20 protein-coding genes and 1 tRNA gene are annotated in these 20,928 nt (G+C 60.1%); 3 read left to right on the forward strand and 18 right to left on the reverse strand.

Going from position 1 to position 20,928, the window contains the following annotated elements:
* Positions 1–272: 272 nt before the first annotated feature.
* The 15 genes from LPW11_RS18080 to LPW11_RS18150 form a co-directional block, all read right to left on the reverse strand.
* Positions 273–494 carry a hypothetical protein gene (locus tag LPW11_RS18080; protein WP_230995271.1) on the reverse strand — a complete coding sequence of 74 codons (222 nt, stop codon included), beginning with the start codon at positions 492–494 and terminating at the stop codon, positions 273–275.
* Positions 495–1,199: 705 nt separating this feature from the next.
* A complete protein-coding gene (locus tag LPW11_RS18085) occupies positions 1,200–1,772 on the reverse strand; it encodes an REP-associated tyrosine transposase (RefSeq protein WP_230995272.1) in 573 nt (190 codons plus the stop codon).
* Positions 1,773–2,028: 256 nt separating this feature from the next.
* Positions 2,029–3,450: an NADH-quinone oxidoreductase subunit N gene (locus tag LPW11_RS18090; RefSeq protein WP_230995273.1), complete on the reverse strand. Its 1,422-nt coding sequence runs from the start codon at positions 3,448–3,450 to the stop codon at positions 2,029–2,031.
* A gap of 153 nt (positions 3,451–3,603) precedes the next feature.
* Positions 3,604–5,226, reverse strand: a complete 1,623-nt coding sequence (locus LPW11_RS18095) for a complex I subunit 4 family protein (protein WP_230995274.1) — start codon at positions 5,224–5,226, stop codon at positions 3,604–3,606.
* A 99-nt stretch (positions 5,227–5,325) separates the two neighbouring features.
* Positions 5,326–7,176 carry a Na(+)/H(+) antiporter subunit D gene (locus tag LPW11_RS18100; protein WP_230995275.1) on the reverse strand — a complete coding sequence of 617 codons (1,851 nt, stop codon included), beginning with the start codon at positions 7,174–7,176 and terminating at the stop codon, positions 5,326–5,328.
* The gene (locus LPW11_RS18105; RefSeq protein ID WP_230995276.1) at positions 7,166–7,414 is read right to left on the reverse strand and encodes a hypothetical protein; all 249 of its coding nucleotides are present in this window, start codon (positions 7,412–7,414) and stop codon (positions 7,166–7,168) included. Before LPW11_RS18105 ends, LPW11_RS18100 begins: the two co-directional genes overlap by 11 nt.
* Positions 7,414–8,910, reverse strand: a complete 1,497-nt coding sequence (locus LPW11_RS18110) for a monovalent cation/H+ antiporter subunit D family protein (RefSeq protein ID WP_230995277.1) — start codon at positions 8,908–8,910, stop codon at positions 7,414–7,416. Before LPW11_RS18110 ends, LPW11_RS18105 begins: the two co-directional genes overlap by 1 nt.
* A gap of 34 nt (positions 8,911–8,944) precedes the next feature.
* Entirely contained in the window at positions 8,945–9,265 is a 321-nt protein-coding gene (nuoK, locus tag LPW11_RS18115) for an NADH-quinone oxidoreductase subunit NuoK (protein WP_230995278.1), read from the reverse strand.
* Positions 9,259–9,789 (reverse strand): NADH-quinone oxidoreductase subunit J, encoded by a 531-nt coding sequence (locus LPW11_RS18120; protein WP_230995279.1) that lies wholly within the window; start codon positions 9,787–9,789, stop codon positions 9,259–9,261. The genes nuoK and LPW11_RS18120 overlap by 7 nt, the downstream gene beginning before the upstream one ends.
* Positions 9,786–10,226: a NuoI/complex I 23 kDa subunit family protein gene (locus LPW11_RS18125; protein WP_230995280.1), complete on the reverse strand. Its 441-nt coding sequence runs from the start codon at positions 10,224–10,226 to the stop codon at positions 9,786–9,788. The genes LPW11_RS18120 and LPW11_RS18125 overlap by 4 nt, the downstream gene beginning before the upstream one ends.
* A gap of 155 nt (positions 10,227–10,381) precedes the next feature.
* Positions 10,382–11,371, reverse strand: coding sequence for an NADH-quinone oxidoreductase subunit NuoH (gene nuoH, locus LPW11_RS18130; protein WP_230995281.1), 990 nt, complete (start codon positions 11,369–11,371; stop codon positions 10,382–10,384).
* 5 nt (positions 11,372–11,376) lie between these two features.
* Positions 11,377–12,492 (reverse strand): NADH-quinone oxidoreductase subunit D, encoded by a 1,116-nt coding sequence (locus tag LPW11_RS18135; RefSeq protein ID WP_230995282.1) that lies wholly within the window; start codon positions 12,490–12,492, stop codon positions 11,377–11,379.
* A complete protein-coding gene (locus LPW11_RS18140; RefSeq protein ID WP_230995283.1) occupies positions 12,489–13,184 on the reverse strand; it encodes an NADH-quinone oxidoreductase subunit C in 696 nt (231 codons plus the stop codon). The genes LPW11_RS18135 and LPW11_RS18140 overlap by 4 nt, the downstream gene beginning before the upstream one ends.
* Positions 13,185–13,218: 34 nt before the next feature.
* A complete protein-coding gene (locus LPW11_RS18145) occupies positions 13,219–13,881 on the reverse strand; it encodes an NADH-quinone oxidoreductase subunit B (RefSeq protein ID WP_442899794.1) in 663 nt (220 codons plus the stop codon).
* Entirely contained in the window at positions 13,854–14,246 is a 393-nt protein-coding gene (locus LPW11_RS18150) for an NADH-quinone oxidoreductase subunit A (protein ID WP_230995284.1), read from the reverse strand. Before LPW11_RS18150 ends, LPW11_RS18145 begins: the two co-directional genes overlap by 28 nt.
* Before the next feature lie 463 nt (positions 14,247–14,709).
* Here LPW11_RS18150 and LPW11_RS18155 point away from each other — a divergent pair.
* Positions 14,710–14,786, forward strand: a tRNA-Met gene (locus LPW11_RS18155).
* Between the two features lie 70 nt (positions 14,787–14,856).
* On the opposite strand, the gene LPW11_RS18160 is transcribed toward LPW11_RS18155, so the two are convergent.
* Both LPW11_RS18160 and LPW11_RS18165 read right to left on the reverse strand, forming a co-directional pair.
* A complete protein-coding gene (locus tag LPW11_RS18160; RefSeq protein WP_230995285.1) occupies positions 14,857–16,377 on the reverse strand; it encodes an ArnT family glycosyltransferase in 1,521 nt (506 codons plus the stop codon).
* 74 nt (positions 16,378–16,451) lie between these two features.
* Complete coding sequence (locus LPW11_RS18165; RefSeq protein WP_230995286.1) at positions 16,452–17,267, reverse strand: glycosyltransferase family 2 protein; 816 nt, start codon at positions 17,265–17,267, stop codon at positions 16,452–16,454.
* Positions 17,268–17,486: 219 nt separating this feature from the next.
* Between LPW11_RS18165 and LPW11_RS18170 the strand changes: the two genes are divergently transcribed.
* Both LPW11_RS18170 and LPW11_RS18175 read left to right on the forward strand, forming a co-directional pair.
* The gene (locus tag LPW11_RS18170; RefSeq protein ID WP_230995287.1) at positions 17,487–20,216 is read left to right on the forward strand and encodes a cation-transporting P-type ATPase; all 2,730 of its coding nucleotides are present in this window, start codon (positions 17,487–17,489) and stop codon (positions 20,214–20,216) included.
* 53 nt (positions 20,217–20,269) lie between these two features.
* Positions 20,270–20,716 (forward strand): phosphate-starvation-inducible PsiE family protein, encoded by a 447-nt coding sequence (locus LPW11_RS18175; protein WP_230995288.1) that lies wholly within the window; start codon positions 20,270–20,272, stop codon positions 20,714–20,716.
* A gap of 9 nt (positions 20,717–20,725) precedes the next feature.
* Here the strand turns inward: LPW11_RS18175 and LPW11_RS22420 are convergent, their stop codons facing one another.
* Positions 20,726–20,926 (reverse strand): heavy metal-binding domain-containing protein, encoded by a 201-nt coding sequence (locus tag LPW11_RS22420; protein ID WP_331001577.1) that lies wholly within the window; start codon positions 20,924–20,926, stop codon positions 20,726–20,728.
* Positions 20,927–20,928: the final 2 nt, after the last annotated feature.

Here is a 20,928-nt window from a genome sequence, read left to right on the forward strand (position 1 = left end):
TCGGGGATCGCGCGTGTGCCGCAAACGGCAGCGGGATCGGGGTGGATCGTACACTTCTCATAGCATATAACTGCTGAAAAAATAGGGCAATCGTGTTGGGGAGGGGTATGGCGGAAGGGTCAAAAGGTGAAGCGCAAAGACGCAAAGGTCGCCAGGGGGGAAAAGTCAAAGGAGAATTCTGACTTCATTCTCTCTTACCGATTTCCTGGCGGTCTTTGCGTCTTTGCGGGTTGAGGAGCTGCGGGTTATCGGTCGGGCTCAGGAGAAGGGGGCTACGCTGCCTCGCCTGCTTCTCTTGAAGCCATCGTTTTGATCATCTCTTTGAATGAAGCAATGGCGGCGGCCTCTTCGGCCGTGGCGTGACCGATGAGTTTCACCGGGACGCAGATGTCGCCAAAGGTTACGGCGAGAAAGCTTTCCTCCAGCCTCTTGTAAAGGGTCACCATGCCGTCTTCGTCATCAACCTTGAAAATATCTGGAGCTGCCTGGTACATCCATCCCCTCCCTTTGAGGTCATCCCGTAGTGACGGATGCGCCTCGTTTTGCGAAAGTGTTTTGTAGACGTATCGGCGGATTTCGCAGCGACTAAACGGTTATTTTGTGAGGAATTTTTGGTAACTGTATGTGGCGGCTGCGCCGCCATCGCAGGCAGGGATGCCTGCGCTCCAGCGTGAATGGCGCCAGCGGCGGCGAGGTGAGAGGTCTTACTCCGTTGCACCTTTCGAAGCAGCGGCCTTCAGCAGAAAGGGTGGCGCGGCGCTGGAGGACAGGCATATTCTCCGTCCTGGAGGCGCAGCCGCCACAATGTACGCGGCATGTGGCGGCTGCGCCGCCATCGCAGGCAGGGATGCCTGCGCTCCAGCGTGAACGGCGCCAGTGGCTGAGAGGTGAGAGGTCTTACTTTGTTGTACCTTTCGAAGCAGCGGACTCAAGCAGAAAGGGTGGCGCAGCGCTGGAGGATAGGCATCCTGCCTGTCCTGGCGGCGCAGGCGCCACAATGTACGCGACATGTGGCGGCTGCGCCGCCATCGCAGGCAGGGATGCCTGCGCTCCAGCGTGAATGGCGCTAGCGGCGGCGAGGTGAGAGGTCTTACCTCCGTTGCACCTTTCGAAGTAGCGGCCTTCAGCAGAAAGGGCGGCGCCGCGCTGGAGGATAGGCATCTTGCCTGTCCTGGCGGCGCAGCCGCCATAGAAGCCGACTACCGAGTCTCGGAAAATGCGCTGCTGAACGGCCACTGGTGCGGCTCCTCGCACAGAGCTGCTTTAACAGGATTGTTTTCAATGTAGCGAATAGCAGCTATGAAATCCCGTGGATCCTGGATCGCTCGGTCAAAATACTCCTCTTGCCAAAAACGCCCTCGGCGCAGCAGACCTTTGTTGGCCTCTCGCGCGGAATAGGATTTCCAGCTGTGGAGAATCTTGTCGAGGGTCCATTCTTCAGCTGGAGTAAAGAGAACATGGACATGATTGGGCATGATGACCCAAGCGTGTAACCTGTAGCGATCTCCGTCGAAGAATACGAGGGCATTTTGCACTATGGACGCAACCGTCGGTATGGACAGCCAGGCCGCTCCGTAACCTTTGTCGAGAATCCGGTTCATGCGTTTGATCTCTTCGATGCTGCGGGTGGGGGACGGGCGTGACTGGATCTCGCCGAGGAGATGGCGTGGCAGAGAGTCGGCCAGGCGGAAGGTTACTCCTTGCGGGCGGCTGCCGCCTTCAAAATGGGGCAGGCAGCGTCTGTGCCAGTATGGTTCTTTGGGAATGTGCATAATGCATCTCCCCTTAATTCGTGCACCTTTCTACATCTTCGCGTATGTCTGGCAGAAGGCAAGGTGAGCTGAGGGAGTTGTGGCGGCTGCGCCGCCATCGCAGGCAGGGATGCCTGCGCTCCAGCGTGAATGGCGCCAGCGGTACGTAGGGGAGCGTGCCCCTTCGTGGAACTTTTCGGAGGTGCGAGCGCCCCGAAACGCAAAAAGCCCTCTTCCTTTCGGAAGAGGGCTTTTTCGTGAACCGTGGTCTGCTGCCTTAGATCATCCCGGCAACTGCCTCTTTCGCCATGGCGATGAAGCTCTGCGGGAGCACACCGGTGAGGATGATGGAGGCGATGAAGAAGACGCCGAGTACTTTCGCCGGCATGGAGAGGCAGACGCACTCACCGGTCTCCTCGACGGGGCTGTAGGAGGCGCGAACCAGCTTCAGGTAGTAGAAGGCGGAGATCGCTGCGTTGATGACCCCGAGAATGACCAGTGCGTAGAAGCCTTTCTGGATGGCGGCGGTGAAGACGAGGAGCTTCCCGGTGAAGCCGATCGTCGGCGGAATGCCGGTCATGCCGAAGGCGCCTGCTGCCAGTACGAAGGCGAGGAGCGGAGACCTTTTGTACAGACCCTTCAGATCGTCGAAGGTCAGGTTCTCACCTGCCGGCGCCAGCTGGTAGATGACGTAGAAGCAGGAGAGGTTCATGAGCAGGTAGCCGCCGATGTAGTAGATGACGGAGGCAAGCCCGAGCTCGTTGGCGGAAAGGACACCGACCATGACGTACCCTGCGTGTGCCACGGAGGAGTAGGCGAGGAGTCGCTTCAGATCCTTCTGCACGAGGGCGGAGAGGTTGCCGAGCGTCATGGAGCCGACCGCGAAGACGGCGAGGACCCAGGTGATCTGGCCGATCTCGGCGCCGGTCACGTGCGCCAGCCTGATGAGGACGGCAAGGGCGGTCGCTTTCGGCACGGTGGCGATGAAGCTGGTGGTCTCGTTGGCGGCGCCGGTGTACACGTCCGGTGCGAGGAAGTGCAGCGGGAAGAGGGCCAGCTTGTAGAAGAAGCCACAGAAGAGAAGGACCATGCCGACGACGACCAGCGGGCTGGTGTGCAGCAGACCCGGTACCACCTTCGCCAGTTCCGCGAGGTAGGTCGTCCCGGTCACGCCGAAGATGTAGCTCATGCCGAAGAGCATGAGGCCGGTGGCGATGGTGCCGAAGAGGAAGTACTTCACCGCCGCTTCCATGTGGTTGCGGTAATCGGCAACGTGACGGAAGGGGATGATCACGTAGAGGGCGAAAGCCGAGATCTCGAGACTCATCAGGATCGTCAGCAGTTCCACGGAGCTCGCCAGAGAGACAAGGCCGAAGGAGCCGATGGAGAGGAAGAGGTAGTACTCCGCCTTCAGTTCCTCAGCGATGCCGCGCAGCCCGGAGCTGGAGCTGATCACCAGGAAGAGACCCAGGGTGGTGATGACCTTGAAGATCTGGGACAGCGCGTCCACCCGGTAGGCGTCGTAGAAGAGCACGCCGTTGGCGCCGATGCCGGCAACGGCGGCGAAGAGGGAGACGGCGGACAGGGCGAGAGCCAGGAGATTCAGGGTGCCACCCTTGAACTTGCCAAGGGTCGTCGCAAAGAGCACCAGCACCATGAGGGACAGGGCTATCTCGGGGAGCAACAGGGTAATCTGCATAGTTGATCTCGCTTTTTTTTAGGCTGAAGGCTGAAGACTGAGGGCTCGGGGGAGGGGGAAACGCTCCCAGTCTGTGCAGCTCACGATCTTGTTACGTTCGGTTGACTTCTTGAAGAGAGGCCGGTGCTGCCACCGGCCTCGGATCCGGTTCTCTTATTTAGCCACCAGCTGGGAGACCTGAAGCTTCTCGGTCTTGGCGGTCGGGGCCTTGCTGCCGGTCTCGACCTGCTGGAGGAGGTGGTTTACGCTGGTGTCCATCATGTTGAGGAGCGGTTTCGGGTTGAAGCCGACCCAGAACACGAAGAAGAGGAGGAAGCTCAGGGTGCCGATCTCGCGCAGGTTGCAGTCCCAGAGGTGACGTGCATGGCCGTGATCGCCGTGGGCGTCGCCATGTGCGCCGTGCGCATCGCCGTGGGCGTCGCCGTGATCGCCGTGACCGTGTGCGTGCCCGTCGGAGTTCGCCCAGACCATCTTCTGCAGCAGGTTCAGCATGTAGGCGGCTGCCATGATGGCGCCGAGGATGCTCAAGCCCCCGACTACCGGGTACTTCTCGAAGGCCGCGATGAGGACCATGAACTCGGAAACGAAGGAGTTCGTCCCCGGGAAGCCGAAGGAGGAGAGGCCGAAGATGACGAGGAAGGTCACGTAGATCGGCATTTCCATCCCGAGCGCGGAGTTGTCCGAGATCTGGCGGCTGTGGGTACGCTCGTAGATCAGGCCGACGCAGATAAAGAGTGCGCCGGTGGTGATGCCGTGGTTGATCATCTGCAGCATCGCGCCCTTGATCCCCACGGAGTTGAGGAGGAAGATCCCCAGCGTCACGAAGCCCATGTGGGCGACGGAGGAGTAGGCGATAAGCTTCTTGATATCCTGCTGCGCGAGAGCCAGGTAGCCGCCGATGATGATGCCGAGGACGGAGAAGCCGATGACCCACGGTACCATGTCAAGGGTCGCGGAGGGCGCCAGCGGCAGGCAGAAGCGGAGGAAGCCGTAGCCCCCCATCTTCAGCAGGATGGAAGCGAGGATGACGGAGCCTGCGGTCGGCGCCTCGACGTGGGCGGCCGGCAGCCAGGTGTGCACCGGGTACATCGGCATCTTGATCGCGAAGGAGAGCGCGAAGGAGAGGAAGACCAGCATCTGGTACATGTAGCTGTACTGGTGATCCATCAGCTCCGGGATGAAGAAGGTGCCGGTGGTGACGTAGAGTGCGATGACGGCGACCAGAAGGAAGATGGAGCCGACAAAGGTGTACAGGAAGAACTTGATGGAAGCGTAGTCCTTGCGTGCGCCACCCCACACGGCGATCATCAGGTACATCGGCACCAGCATCCCTTCCCAGAAGATGTAGAAGAGGACGGTGTTCAGGCTGACGAAGACGCCGATCATCGCGGTCTCCATGAGGAGGGAGACGAAGATGAATTCCTTCATGCGCACCTGGATGTACTTCCAGGAGCAGAGGATGCACAGCGGCATCACGAAGGTCGTCAGGAGTACCAGAAGGACGCTGATGCCGTCAACCCCGATCACGTAGTCGAGGTTCAGGGACGGGAACCAGGTGCGCACCTCGGCGAACTGGTACTTCGCGGTGCTCGAGTCGAACGCGGTGTACAGCGGGTACGAAACCACGAGCGTGGCGATGGTGACAATTAAACCCCACGCTTTGAGCACCGTGTCGTTCTTGAGGAAGAGGGTGATCAAGGCCCCGATCACCGGGATGAGCATGATCGTCGAGAGGATCGGGTAGCTTAGAGTGTTGGCAATCAGATACTTTTCCATGGGTACCTACGTTCGTTTATAGGATGCGATGCTTATTCGTGGGTCGCGCCCAACTGCTGAAGCGTTCCCCCTCCCGCGAGGGGAGGGGTGCGTTGCCTATCAGGTGAAGATTACGATGGCGAGGATCACGAAGACGCCGAATACGGAGCCGCCGATGTAGTGCTGCAGGTTACCGGTGACGTGCATCCTGGTCTTGTCGCCGATGGCGACAACGCCGCGGGCGGAGCCGTCGATGAAGCCGTCGATCCCGTTCCAGTCGAACCAGGAGGAGCCTTTGGCGATCGCCATGGTCATCCGGGTGCCGACGGTGCGGTAGATGTTGGAGACGATCTCGTTAAGCCCGGAGAGCGGGTTTTTGAAGATCCACATCACCACCAGCGCCCCCTTGCGGTAGAACCAGTCGAAGTCCAGGTTGATGAGGGGACCGGTCGGGTGATGGCTGTGCCCGGTGGAGGTCTCCAGGTGGCCGGTGAAGTGCTCGGCGGCCACGTCGGTGCGCTTCGGGGTGAGCTTCTTGATCAGGAGGTAGAAGCCAAGCCCGGTGAAGGCGAACATCTGCAGCGACTCGGAGATGTGGTACCCGAAGTACGGCTTGTACTCGACCGGGAAGGGGAGCATGTTGTACAGGAAGTCCGGGTAGCAGCCGATGAAGATGCACATGAAGGCCGCGATTCCCATGCCGAGCTGCATGTTCCACCCCGGATCCTTCGCCTCGAAGGAGGACTGACGCCCGCCGTACCAGATGAAGTAGGGGAGCTTCAGACCGACGGAGAGGAAGGTACCGACCGCGGCGGCGAGAAGCATCAGCATGATCGCCAGGTGGTGGTGCTCGCCGGCCGCTTCCACGATCATCGACTTGGAGACGAAGCCGGAGGTAAGCGGGAAGCCGGAAATCGAGATGCCGCCGATCACGGTGAAGAGAAGGGTCATCGGCATCCACTTGTACAGGCCGCCGAGTTCGGAGAGCCTGGACTTGCCGGTCATGTGCAGGACGGAGCCGACACCCATGAAGAGGAGCGCCTTGTAGAGAATGTGGGCATAGGCGTGGGCGCATGCGCCGTTGATCGCCATCTCGGTGCCGATACCGACCGCGCACACCATGTATCCGACCTGGGAGATGATGTGGTAGGCGAGGATGCGGCGCCCGTCATTCTCGATGGTAGCGAAGCCTGCGCCGTACAGCGTCATGATCGCGCCGGCCCACATGAGGATCTCGAAGCCCGGGAAGGCACGCGCGAGGACGTAGACTGCGGTCTTCGTGGTGAAGGCGCACATGAAGACTGCGCCCGCCACGGTAGCCTCGGGGTATGCGTCCGGGAGCCAGGCGTGGATCGGCGGAACAGCGGCGTTCAGCGCGAAGCCCACCAGGATGAAGTAATCGGCGATCGTGGCGCCTTCTGCGAGGATGCGGGTGAAGTGCAGGTCGTGGATGTTCTGGTAGCGCAGGAAGATGCCTGCCAGAAGGATCAGACCGCCCGCCACGTGCACCAGAAGGTACCTGAAGCCTGCGTCGGTCGATTTCTTCTTCTTGCGGAACCACACGAGGAAGGTGGAGGCAAATGCCATCAGTTCCCAGAAGATGAAGATCGTCAGGTAGTCGCCGGCGCAGGTGACGCCGAGCGAGCCCGCGACGTACAGGAAGGCGGCGATGTGCTGCTCGGTCTCTTCCACGTGGAGCCCGTAGATACAGCCGATGATGGCCATCAGGGTGAAGACGTGGAGGAAGACGAAGGAGAGCTTGTCGACGTGCCCGAAGATCAGCTCGGCGCCGAGCCAGTGCCCGACCAGGAAGTCGTGCCCCTGGGGGAGGGCGTAGATCTGGGTGAAGGCGATGACCGGGATGGCGATCAGGAGCGCCTTCTGCAGCTTCAGCTTCGCAGCGAGCGGCAGAAGAAGAGCGCCGAGAATAAACCATGCCGCAGGATGCATGAAAATTCCGCTAGTTATCATAGTAGTTCTCGTCCCTTTCCAAGAATCCGTGAGCAAGCCATTTCCAGAAGATGATCATCGCGAGGCAGATCACCACGCCCCAGATCGACCACCAGCCGAAGATCTTGTCGCCGAAGAAATGCGGGTGATGCGGGTGTTCAACGAGGAGGTCGAGGACGACCACCGAGCCGAGGATCCCGAAGAAGATCTTTCTGAAGATCTCCCTCTTTTCGTACAGTGCAACGATGATGTTTTGCATTATGCCCCTCCCATCAGCTTCGTGATGTTGAGCAGGAGATTCGGATAGACCCCGATGAGCACCGAGATGGTGCCGGTGATGGCGAGGGGTACTACCATGAGTGCAATCAGGGGCTGGGTCTCCAGGGTGCCCACCGCGGTCTCACCCTCGGGGCGCTGCCCGAAGAAGGCGGTGTAGACGATCGGCGCGAAGTAGCCGACGTTCAGGAGGCTGGAGAGGATCAGCACGCTAAGCAGGATCACGTTGTGGATGTCCATGGAGGCGAGCGCCAGGTACCACTTGGAGGTGAAGCCCGCGACCGGCGGCACGCCGATCATGGAGAGGGACGCGATGCCGAAGGCTGCCATGGTGATCGGCATGCGGTAGCCGAGCTGCCCCAGCTCGGGGATCTCTTTCTTCCCGGTAGCGCAGAAGATGCAGCCGGCCGCGAAGAACAGGGTGATCTTGGAGAAGGCGTGGTTGGCGATGTGGATCAGACCGCCGGTGATGCCGTGCGGAGTCAGCATCGCGACGCCGAGGATGATGTAGGAGAGCTGGCTCACGGTGGAGTAGGCCAGTCGCGCCTTCAGGTTCGTCTTCGTAAGGGCGATGCAGGAGCCGAGGAGAATCGTCACGGAGACGAAGTATGCGGTGAAGAGGCCGAGACCGGAGGACTGCAGCAGGTTCACGCCGAAGACCGACAGCATGACGCGGCAGATGGAGAAGACCCCGACCTTTACAACGACGACCGCGTGGAGAAGTGCGGAAACCGGGGTCGGAGCGACCATCGCGTCAGGGAGCCAGTTGTGGAAGGGCATGACACCCGCTTTGGCGAAGCCGAAGAAGAAGCCGAAGTAGCAGAGGGCCACCAGTACGGAGTTCGCGGTACCCGGGACGATCCCGTTCAGCACGCCGCTGTAGTTGAAGTCGAGCGTACCGGAAAGGACGTACAGGATGCACATCGCCGGAAGGAGGAACGCCTTCGAGGTGAAGAAGAGGTAGATCATGTACTTGCGCGACCCTTCGTACCCCTCGGAGTCCTGGTGGTGCATGACCAGCGGGTAGGTCATCACGGAGATGATCTCGTACATGAGGTACAGGGTGAACACGCTGCCGGCGAAGGCGGCCCCGATACCGGCGCCCACCGAGACGGCGTAGCACACGTAGAAGCGGGTCTGGGCATGCTCGTTCAGGGACCTCATGTACCCGATGCAGTAGATCGAGGCGAAGATCCAGAGCGTGGAGGCGACGCCGGAGAACATCAGTCCGAGGCCGTCCAGGTGGAACTTGACCGACACACCGGGATAGATGGTCGCGAGGTTGTAGTCGTAGCTCCCGCCGTTCAGGACGTGCGGAAACAGACTCATGACGGTGACGAAGGTGATGATCGCACCGGTTATGGAGCAAGCTTCCCGAAGGTTCGGCTTGTTCATCGCGCCCGCCGCCATGAGGAGCAGAGCAGTGATCACCGGAATCATCGGAGCCACTAAGAGTGTACTGGTGGTTATGGTAGCCATGCCTTTCCCTTTTCCTTCTTAAATTCGGGTGCCGTTAGTGCTGCAGGTCATGCACTTCAGCGGGGTCGATGGAGCGATACTGGTGATAGACCATGAGAACGAGACTGACGACGACTGCTGCTTCCGCCGCGGCAAGACCCATGATGAAGAGGGTGAAGATCTGCCCCACCGCCGGATTGGGCGCCAGGAAGCGGTTGAAAGCCATGAAGTTGAGGCTTGCGCCGGCGAGGATGAACTCCGCCGAGATCAGCATCCCGATGAAGGTCTTGTGGCGCACCATGCCGAAGACGCCGAGCGCCAGGAGCAGGATGGCGATGATCAGATAGGTGTTCAGGTTATCGCTTAACATTAGCATTTGCCCGGTTCCTCCCTTCCGATACCCGCGATGATGATGGCGCCGACGATGGCGGCCAAGAGGAGTACCGAGATAAGTTCGAAGGCGAGGCAGTACTGGTACATGAGGCTCTCGCCGATGAATTTGACACTCATGTCACCGACCTTCGCTGCAGCGGGGACCCAGACGGTCTGGACGACGAGGCTGCCGAGGAGTCCCGCCGCCGCGGCGCAGGCGCCGATGGAGAGGCAGACGTTGCGCGGCCCCATGGCACGCTTGTCGGCAAGCTGGTTCGGCCTGGGACCTACCATGATCCCGAAGGCGATGATGATGCACACCGCGCCGACGTAGATCAGTATCTGCATGAGCGCCAGGAAGGGGCTCCCCAGATGGAAGTAGAGACCGGCCACACCGAGGAGCGCCAGGGCAAGGCCGAGGACCGCGTTCATCAGGTAACGGGCGGTGAGGGCGATGTAGCCCCCGGTAAAGACAAGAAGGGTGAACAGCACGAAGAGCAGTTCGGCTATGTAGCGATAGTAAATCATCCCCGGGCCTCCAGCCGTTTGAGCAGGTCGTAGTGGTATTCTTCGCGGGTGAAGCCGGCCAGCTCGTACTCCTGGCTGTATTCCAGGGCGGAGGTGGGGCAGACTTCGACGCAAAGGCCGCACAGGCTGCATTTGGTGAAATCCAGCTGGTAGCTGGTGAGCACTTTGCCTTTTACCCCTTCGCGGGTCTCACTGGCGACCTTGATGCAGCCGCAGGGGCAGTCCAGCGCGCACATGTTGCAGCTGATGCACTTGTGGGTGCCGGTCTCCGGGTTCAGCACCAGGTCGGTGTGGCCGCGGAACTGCGGGGAGATGGCAATCTTCTCCCGCGGGTAGTGGACCGTCACGTTGGGAGCGAACATCTGCTTCAGCGTGACCTTCAGTCCGATGAGGAGGCTTTTACTGCCCGTGAATAGTTGTCCGAAATACTCTTTCATACCTTAGAACCTCGCACTCGCGCGTGACGCGCCGATGACGCGGATATAGACTATGCGTTTAGTTTCCCGCCGTTACTCTCGTCGGCAGCTTCGGTTTCCCTTCGCCGCCGCCTGATCTAGCTAGAGAGGCTGGGTTCCCGCCAGAAGGGGAGGGGCTACTTTACCAGCTTCACTCCCACCGCGGTAAGAAGCAGATTCACCAGCGAGAAGGGGATGAGGTACATCCAGCAGAAGTTGAGGAGTTGGTCGAAACGGGTCCTCGGGTAGGTCCAGCGCACCCAGATCATGACGAAGAGGAGGAAGTAGACCTTGGCGAAGAACCAGATGATCCCGGAGTAGGCAAAGAACGGCAGCGGCGGACCGGACCAGCCGCCCAGGAAGACGACGGTGGCGATGGCGCACACGAAGAACATGTTCGTGTACTCGCCGAGTACGAAGAGGGAGAAGCCCATCCCGGAGTACTCGGTGTGGAAGCCCGCGGTGAGCTCCGACTCGGCCTCGGGGAGGTCGAACGGTGCGCGGTTAGTCTCGGCGATCGCTGCCACGAAGTAGATGATGAAGGCGAGCGGCTGCACGAAGATGTTCCAGAGCGGCCCCTGTGCCTTGATGATCCCCTGCATGCTCAGGGTGTTGCTGATGAACACGACCGAAAGGAGCGACAGGAGCATCGGGACTTCATAGGCGATGTTCTGCGCAACGGCGCGGATCGCGCCGAAGAGGGCGTACTTGTTGTTGGAGACCCACCCAGCCAGAAGCGTACTGACTACATGCAGCGCCATGATGCCGAGCATGAAGACGAGCCCGAGGTCCAGGTCGCGCACCTGCAGCTTCTCCGAGAAGGGGATCACGATGAAGGAGAGGGCAACCGGCATGAAGGCGAGGAGCGGGGCGATCCTGAAGAGGAACTTCCCGGAGTCCTTCGGGATGATGAGCTGCTTCGCGATCAGCTTCACGCCGTCGATCATGAGCTGCAGGATCCCCCAGGGGCCGACTTCCATCGGGCCGGGGCGCATCTGGAAGAAGCCCGCGAGCTTCCTCTCTGCGTAACCGAGGATCATGCAGTTCAGGAAGGTGAAGGCCACGATGATGACCGCGGTGATCACGATTCTGAGCAGCTCAGGCGGTAAAATGTTCAGTAATTCCATAGACGTCACCTGTCAATTTCCGGAATGACCAAGTCGAGGGTACCCATCGTCATCGCGAGGTCTGCGAGCAGCATGCCGCGGCACAACTCCGGCAAGAGGCTCAGGTTGGAGAAAGAGGGCACCCTGATCTTGAGGCGGTACGGCACGTCGGTGCCGTCGCTAACCATGTAGTAGGCGAGCTCGCCGTGGCCGGTCTCCACCGAGTAGGAGGCGTCCCCCTGGGGGATCTTGGCGCGGCGCGGAACCTTCACGCGGGAAGGACCTTCCGGGAGCTTGTCCAGGCACTGCTCGATGATGCGCAGGCTCTGCTCCATCTCCTTGAAGCGCACCATGTAGGCGTCGAGGCAGTCGCCTTTCTCGCCGACCGGGATCTCGAAGTCGAGTTCCGGGTAGATGGAGTACGGCTCCGCCTTACGGATGTCGTAGGGGATGCCCGCGCCCCTGAGGCAGGGACCGGTCAGGCCGTAGCGCTTCGCCATGTCGGCGGTGAAGTAGGCGATGTCCTTCACGCGCTTCAGGAAGATGATGTTGCCGTTCACCAGCTCCTCGTAGATCACGAAGCGGCTTCTCAGGCGCTTGATGAAGGCGCGGGTGGCGTCGATGAACTTGTCGTCGATGTCGCGCGCAACCCCGCCGACCCTGTGGTAGGAGTAGGTGAGGCGGCTGCCGGTCACGTCTTCGAGGATGTCGAGGATCTGCTCGCGGTCATCGAAGGTGTACATGATCGGGGTGAAGGCGCCGAGGTCGAGGAGGTAGGCGCCGAGCCAGAGGAGGTGGCTCTGGACGCGGTTCAGCTCGTCGGTGATGACGCGGATGAACTCGGCGCGGCGCGGGCACTCGATGCCGAGCATCCGCTCGACCAGCCCCACGTAGCCGTGGTTGTAGATCAGCGCGGAGAGGTAGTCCATGCGCGCCGTGTTCGGCATGAAGCCGGCCCAGGTGCGGGACTCCCCCATCTTCTCCTGCATGCGGTGACCGTAACCGAGTACCGGCTCGTTCTCCAGACAGTGCTCGCCGTCCATCTCCAGGAGTACGCGCAGAACCCCGTGAGTGGAGGGGTGCTGCGGGCCCATGTTCAGATAGAACGTATGCTCTTTTTTGGTTTGCTCTAACTGGCTCATACCTGCTCCACGATTTGCTTGGTCTCTGCCTCAGCCGAAGCCTGGAGGCTGGCGACCGGCTCAAGCGGCTTGTCGGCGGTGGGGGCTGCGCCCGGCTGCTCTTCGGCTGCTGCTGCCGCTTTCGCTTCGGCTGCCGCCTTCGCTTCCGCTGCGGCCTTCGCTGCTGCTGCAGCCTTTGCTGCCGCTGCCGCTTTTGCTGCAGCCTCGGCTGCCTTCGCGATCTCCGGGTCAACCCAGCGCACCTTCTCTGCAGCCTTCACGCTCTTCTCCGACTTGAGGAGCGGCTTCAGGTCGGCGTCCTCCTCCGGCAGCAGGAGCGGCTGGAGGTAGGGGTGTCCGGTGAAGACGATGCCGTACATGTCCTTCGTCTCACGCTCGTGCCAGTTCGCGCCATCGAAGATGTCGCAAATGGTGTCGACGGCGCCGCTGCCATCGACCGGCGCGCGGCTCTGGATGCGGCACGGCATGGTGAAGGATGCGAACTGGTAGTTGACTTCCAGCCCCTCGGCGGTGTGCAGGCCACCTACGAACACGAGGTAGAAGTCATTGTCGCGCATGACTTTGGCGAAGTCGCGAACCTGGTCGTTTTCCAGGACAACTTCGACATGGAAGCCGCGTCTTTTGTAGTCGACCTCTTCTACCGTCGCCTTAAGCGCCTTGAGGTCTTTGATCAGCTGGTCTTTTGCACTCATCGTCTGTTGAGCCTCAATATGGTTTTTGGATCAATTAGCCGAGTCTGCCGGCGGCCTTGAGTTCCTGGACTTCGTCTACGTAGTTCTTCACCACGCGCTTCGGGGTATCGCTGACCGGGAACTGCGGGAGCGGGTACTTCTTGCCGGCGATCTTCGCCTGCAGTTCGAGGAGCCCCTGCAGGAGCCCTTCCGGACGCGGCGGGCAACCGGGAACGTAGACGTCGACGGGGATCAGCTGATCGACACCTTCCACCACGTTGTAGTTCTCTTCCACCTTGAAGGGGCCGCCGGAAATGGCGCAGTTCCCCATGGCGATGACATACTTCGGGGAGGGCATCTGCTCGTACAGGGTGATAACGGCGGGAGCCATCTTCTTGTTCACCGTGCCGGCAACGATCATCAGGTCGCACTGGCGCGGGGAGGGGCGGAACACCTCGAACCCGTAGCGGGACATGTCGAAGCGCGCCATACCGAGGCACATCATCTCGATCGCGCAGCAGGCGAGACCGAAGGTCATGGGCCAGAGGGAGTTGGCGCGGCAGATATCGAGTATCTGTTCGGAGATCGCTGTGCTGATGAGAGGCTTCTGGTCGGACGGAACTTCCGGGTTGTGGTAGAGCTGCCCGCTCGTCTCGCGCTGATGGGCCAGCTCCGCGTAGGTATGAACCCTTAGTAAGCTTTCTTTTTCTTCGCCCACGAAAATACTCCTTTAACCCAGGCATAGATGATTGCCAGAGAGAGAATGACAATGAACAGGACCAGTTCCACGATGCCGCGCATGCCGGAGACTTTGTCATAGGCGGTTGCGACCGGGAAGAGGTACAGGATGTCGACGTCGAACGCGAGGAAGATCAGGGCATACAGGTAGTATGCAATATTGAACCTGATGTCCCAGGCGTTGCCGTACGGATCCATACCGCACTCATAGGTCTCAAGCGTCTTCTTCTGTACTGAACGGGGACCGATCAGGTTGGAGATGATGAGAGGAGACGCAGCTGCAATGGCGCCTAGTCCCAAGAAGACAAACACGTACATGTAATCGATCAGATACTGTTCTGTCATTACACAAGACTCCTGATGAAACAGCGTTACATTAAATTTCCGTCTACATCACTGTGGTGTAGACGGAAACGTAATAGGCCTTCGATGCTTGATTATTTTAAAAACAGATGATTGCTGGAGCTGCCTTGGAAGGACGGAGGCATAATTATTATAGTTCTTAAAAAAAGTCAAGCAGAAATCAGACTGCAGTTTACACCTTTCGCGTATACGTTTACAAGGAAGAAAGCATACGGGGACTGGTTATCTGCAACAGGGACATCTTATTCGATACGGAAGATGCTGCCAAGGTTATTCGTCACAAAAACGGCGGAGTTTTGCGGGGTTGCAAACCGGTTGCCCGAGGGGAGGGGTGTGCGCGATTTTTTTGTTTGACAAAGAAAGGGGATTGAACTATAAACGGAGGCTCTTGAGGCGCAGCGAAGGATGAAGCAGCGAGTCAGGATATATGTAGTATTTAGAGCTCGGCGGTGTAGCTCAGTTGGTTAGAGCACACGGCTCATATCCGTGTTGTCCGGGGTTCAAGTCCCTGCACCGCCACCATTACATAGCCGGAAAATACGGTCAAGCAGAAAGGCCCTGAGAGATCAGGGCCTTTTTGCGTTTGGTGCCGTTACAGCAGCGGTGTAATCTCCGCCACGAGCGTCTTCCCGGCGTTGTTGCACATGAAGGCATAATCCTTCCGCTCCGGAAACGCCAGCGCCATCCTGTTTAGCACTAGTTGTTCCCTGAACTTCACCGATTTGTCGTGGATGCGCAAGTCGTTCCCCAGCACGAATAGGTAGCTCCTTTCGGCCCTGGCGACTGTCTCTGCTTCATCGATAACCCCCATCTGCGCCTTCTGCAGCACCGTGAGGTCATTTCGGCCAAGACATACCTTCGCCATCGGTGTCAGAAATCCGTTGGAGCCGGGAAAGCTGATAAGCCCGAGCTGCGCCCCTTCGCCGATCTCATCCCTGTAGGCGCGCAGCCCTTCGAAGGCCACGCGGGTAATCTTCCCGTTCCATTCCCACACAAAATCCCGTTCACGCGTCACCGAGGCGTCCACGCTTATCACGCCGGCAAGAATGGCCACGACCGCAGTTGTGGCAACCGTTGGACTGAGTCTCGCGATGACTCCCTCAAGGAAGCGCAGCACACCCGCGGCGAAGATCGCAGCTCCTGCCGAGGCAAGATAGATCCGGTGGCTGGGGCTCAGGAGGAGGGCGATCGGGTTGCCCTCCTTTTCCAGCAGCCTGAACTCCGTCGTGACAAGTACCGGCACCAGTGCAGCCACAAGGATGCAGTAGCCTGTCCTTCGCAGCTCGCCCCTCGTCTTCTCATGCTTTGAAATCACCGCCAGCGCCGTAACAACTATGAAAAGAACAGTCGCTGTAGCTGCCAAATCCAGTGTCGCCAGCGTCCCCTCCGGAATAAGGAGGTCGCAGAAGGCGTAGAGCAGATTGCGGATGTTGAGATGCATCTTCTCCATCGGCATCGATGCCTGGCTGCTATTGACCTTCAGAAGTAGTACGTACAGGACGTTGACCGTTACGAACGGCACCAGTGCAGCCGCGCGCTCAAGGCCCTTTCTCTCCTGAATGATGAGCCAGAAGAGGATGGCGGGGAGGACCAGCGGGGTCCCCTTGGAGCCGAGCGCCAATATATAAGATATGAGTGCGAAGAGGAGGTCGCGTTTGGCGTCGCTGCGGAGGTACTTCAGAAAGAGTATCAACGCCTCCAGCGCGAAGAGGGTGGAGAGAAGATCCACCCGCGACGAAGACCACAGCACCGCGTCGGCGACCGCGAACGAGCCCGCAAAGAGAGCTCCTGCATAGAGCGCCGACCTGGCGTCGCCGCTCAGCTGCCGCACGAACCTGTACACGAGGCAGGAGTTCGCCGCATGAAGCGCGATGTCCACGCAGTGGTACCACCTCGCGTCGAGCCCCCCCACGGCGGAATCGAAGAGGAACATGAGATGGACCAGCGGGTCGAAGTACGTTACGTCTATCCGGAAGATTTGTAGCCAGTCGTTTTTGAAGGTGCGGGCTCTGTCGAGCCAGATGAAGTCGTCCCAGGTAAAGAAGTTGTTCAGCGCAACGTGATACACCGCCAGCGCCACGCACACCGGTACCAGCCACCCGAAACTGGTCACCCACCGTTCCATGGGGTCCGGGTGCGCTGATGCGGCAGCAGGCGGCAAACCTTTTTTCTCTCCCGTCCTTCCCATTACTCTGCCTTTCTCGAGCCGATTGCCTCGCACATGGCTGGAGTGCCGGTAAAGGGCGGCTGGGCGGCTGTTGCTGGCTGCGCAAAGAGAGAAGAAGTACACACCTTCAGCTTGCAAAGCCTGAATGTGAGTGCCGTCTGCAAAACGCCGAGCGCATAGACCACGCTGCGCCGGAAGTTTATGGAGGAAGCCTCGGCAAAGTATTTGGTGGGGCACGACACTTCGCCGATCCGATATCCGCACCAGATCATCTGCGCAAGGATCTGGTTGTCGAATACGAAGTCGTCGGAGTTCGCCTCCAGGGGGAGAGAGTGGAGGACCTCTCGCGAGAAGGCGCGGTACCCCGTGTGGTACTCGGAGAGCTTGTGCCCGAGGAGGAGGTTCTCGATGAAGGTAAGCAGGCGGTTCGCCACATACTTGTAAGGAGGCATCCCCCCCTTCAGCGCGCCGGTCCCAAGGATTCTCGAGCCAAGGATCGCATCGAACTCGCCGTAGGCGATCATCGAGCACATCGCTGTGATGAGGCGCGGGGTGTACTGGTAGTCCGGGTGAAGCATCACCACGATGTCGGCGCCAAGATCGAGGGCCGCCCTGTAGCAGGTCTTCTGGTTTCCGCCGTACCCTTTGTTGCTGGGGTGAATGATGGTGTGGATGCCGAGCCGCGATGCTACTTCAGCTGTCTGGTCACTGCTTGCGTCGTCGACAAGAAGAACTTCGTCGACAAACTCGAAAGGGATTTCCCTGTATGTCATCTCCAGCGTCTGTGCCGCGTTGTAAGCCGGGAGCACCACCACGATCTTTTTAGCGTTGAGCAATTGATCACCTCTTCCCAGTATAGGTAAGGAAGCTCTTTGACGCCCGAAGATGCACGTGCAGTATGCTAGCAAACTCTATTGCAATATCAATGGTGATTGCCACTTTTCCTGCCGATCTTTAGCGGGTCAGTGAGTATGATTTCCCCAGTGTCAGTGAGGCTTGTATAATATTGTCACGTGAAGGAGATGAAGCGGAGGTTGCCTACGAGGAGGGGACGCATGGAACGATCGGAAAGTGCGTGGCATGCCAGAAGCTGCCCCGAGGTCCTTGGCGAGCTCGGATCGACCGAAGGGGGACTGAGCGACCGTGACGCCGCCGAGCGTGCCGCGAGATACGGCAGGAACACCCTTTCGCGCAGCGATCGCACCGGACCGTGGACGATCTTCTGGCGACAGCTCAACAATCCGATCGCCTGGCTTCTTCTGGCATCCGGCACCCTCGCGCTCTTCCTCGGCAGGCAAAAAGATGCGATCGTCGTCTTCGGAGCGATCGTCATCAACTCCATCATCGGGTTCCTGCAGGAATACCGCGCGGGGAAGGCTATCGAGTCCCTTGCCGCCATGGTGCCGGACTCTGCGACCGCTCTTCGAAACGGCAGTCCGGTCGCCATTTCTGCGGAGGACCTCGTTCCGGGGGACGTGGTGACCCTGCAAAGCGGCGACAAGGTCCCCGCCGATCTGCGCCTCCTGCGCGTGAAGAATTTCCTCGTGGAGGAGGCCGCTCTCACCGGTGAATCCCTTCCCGTTGCGAAGCGGACCGACGCAGTCGCGCCTGATGCCCCCCTCGGAGAGCGGGTGGGAATGGCGTACAGCGGGACGATGGTGGTGCAGGGCACCTCCACCGGCGTCGTCGTCGCCACAGGGGATGCCACCGAGCTTGGGCGCATCAGCGGGCTGCTGAACCAGAGCGCGCAGTTGCAGACTCCCCTGACGAGGCAGCTTGCGAAGGTCACCACCGGCATCACCGTCGCCATCATTATCCTCATCGTCGTCCTCCTGGGGTTCGGCATCTGGGTCAAAGATGCGCCCGTAGACGAAGCCCTCATGGTGGCCATTTCCCTTGCGGTGGCTGCGATCCCGGAGGGGCTACCCGCCGTCATAACGATTTGCCTCGCCATAGGTGTGCGCCGGATGGCCGCGCGCCACGCGGTGGTGCGGCATCTCCCCGCGGTGGAGACTCTCGGGTCCACCTCGGTGATCTGTTCGGACAAGACGGGAACGCTGACCCGAAACGAGATGACGGTGCAGGTGGCATGGCTGGAGGGGCAGGAGTACCGTTTTTCCGGCACCGGGTATGCGCCGGCAGGGGAGATGGAGCATGACGGCAGGCGCCTCGTTGAGCTCCCCGAGCCGTTGCGGGAACTGATGACGATGGCGGTGCTGTGCAACGATGCGGCAGTGCACGAGGAGGGGGGCGAGTGGGGGATCACCGGGGATCCGACGGAGGGCGCCCTTGTCGTCGCGGCACGGAAAGGGGGTATCGACGAGCAGGCATTGCGCGCGAGCCACCAGCGCCTGGACGTCATCCCCTTCGAGTCGGACACGAAGTTCATGGCGACGCTGAACCGGTACCCGGGGGGGAAGCGGGTGCTGGTGAAGGGGGCACCGGAGACCGTGGTGGCGCGCTCGACGCTGGCGGAGGTCGAAAGGTCACTCGTGCAGGACGCCATGGAGACGTACGCGCGTCACGGAATGCGGGTGATCGCCTTTGCCCTCACCGGGGATGTCGATGCCGAGGAGCTTTCCCCCGCAATGGTGGAAAGTGAGCTCGGTTTTGCCGGGCTTCTGTGCATGATCGACCCGCCTCGCACCGAAGCGGTAGACGCCATCAAGGCATGCCGGAGGGCGGGGATCACGGTGAAGATGATAACGGGGGATCACCCCGTCACGGCGGAAGCGATAGGGCGCCAGCTCGGCCTCCTGCACGGGGAAGAAAGGGTCGTTCAGGGGCGTGAGCTCGACCGCCTCTCCGACGATGAGCTTCAGGAGGCGGTGACGGGGAGCAACGTCTTTGCCCGCGTGGCGCCGGAGCACAAGATCCGCCTCGTGCAGGCGCTCCAGTCGAGAGGGCATGTGGTGGCGATGACCGGCGACGGTGTGAACGACGCTCCGGCATTGAAGAGGGCGGATATTGGCGTCGCCATGGGGATCACCGGCACCGCGGTGTCGAAAGAGGCGGCGAAGGTCGTCCTCATGGACGACAACTTCGCCTCCATAGCAGCTGCGGTGGAGGAGGGGCGCAGGGTGTACGACAACCTCGTCAAGTCCCTCGCTTTCGTGCTACCCACGAACCTCGGGCTGGCATGCACCCTCTCCATCGCCATGTTCTTCTTCCCGGCCGTCGATGTCGCCGGGGTGCACGAGCTCCTGATGGCCATGTCGCCGAGCCAGACCCTGTGGATCAACCTCGTTGCCAGCGTGACGCTGTCGGTGCCTCTCGCCTTCGAGGTCCTGGAGCCGAACGCCATGCAGCGCAAGCCCCGCTCCCCGGACGAGCCGATCTTTTCCCGGTTCATCGTGGCACGGATCGTCATGGTGGCGCTCGTTATGGCTGCGACGGCTTGCCTCCTTTTCCTGTGGGAGTTCTACCGTGTTTTGGGACCGGAGCCGGTGACCCCCGCACGCTATCGCTTCGCCCTCGCGGAGGCGCAAACGATCTGTGTCACCAGCATCATCTTCACCCAGTCCTTCTATCTCCTCAACTGCCGGTCCCTGCGCGATTCCCTCTTTGCCCAGGGAATCTTCAGCAACCTCACGATCTTCGTGGGGATCGGCATCCTTCTCCTGCTGCAGGCATGTTTCGTCTATTTGCCGCCGTTGCGGGAGATCTTCGACTTCGCTCCGCTCGACGCCCAGGCCCTGCTCGACGCACTCATCGCGGGGGCGATCGTGCTGCCGGTGATATCCCTCGAGAAATGGATAAGGAGCCGGCGAGCGCCGAAGGGGTGACCTGAGGCGCCTGCCGCGATGACAAGCGGTTAAGAGGCTCATCGGAGGGTGAAATGGAAAAGGGAGGGAAGGCCCTGCTCGATCACATGAAGCGCCTCGAGTCCGTGATCATCCTGGTTCTCGTGGCAATGATGGCGCTGGTGCTTCTCTTGGGGACCGTGGAGCTCGGGTGGATCATTTTAGCCGACATCATCTCCGCCCCCGCTTTCCTTTTGGAGATCGACGAGTTGCTCGACATCTACGGTCTCTTCATGCTCGTCCTGATCGGGATCGAGCTCTTGCAGACGATCATCAAGACGTACGTGGAGGAATCGATAAATCATGCCCGCATAGTCGTGGCGGTGGCGATCATCGCCATAGCGAGAAAGGTGATTACGCTGGACGTGAAGGATCTCGGCGGCACGGCCCTGCTGGGGATTGCCGCCGTTGTCGTTGGGCTGAGTGTCAGCTATTACCTCCTGGGAAAGAGGGAGCATATGGCGGAGAAGGTGAAAGAGTGAGGGCTTAGGTCACTGCTTCACCAGCTTCATGCCACACACGGAGCAATCCGCACCTGGATCATTGCTGGTGATCCACGGGTGCATTGGACAGGCGTATAATCCTTCCTTTGCCGCAGGTGAACTCTTCGATCTCTTACCGAAGAAGAACCAGAGCGTCAATGCAATCAATACTATCCCGCCGCCGGTCACTACAATCTGAGACAAGTCCATAG

Source organism: Geomonas sp. RF6 (assembly GCF_021044625.1).
Lineage (GTDB): Bacteria > Desulfobacterota > Desulfuromonadia > Geobacterales > Geobacteraceae > RF6.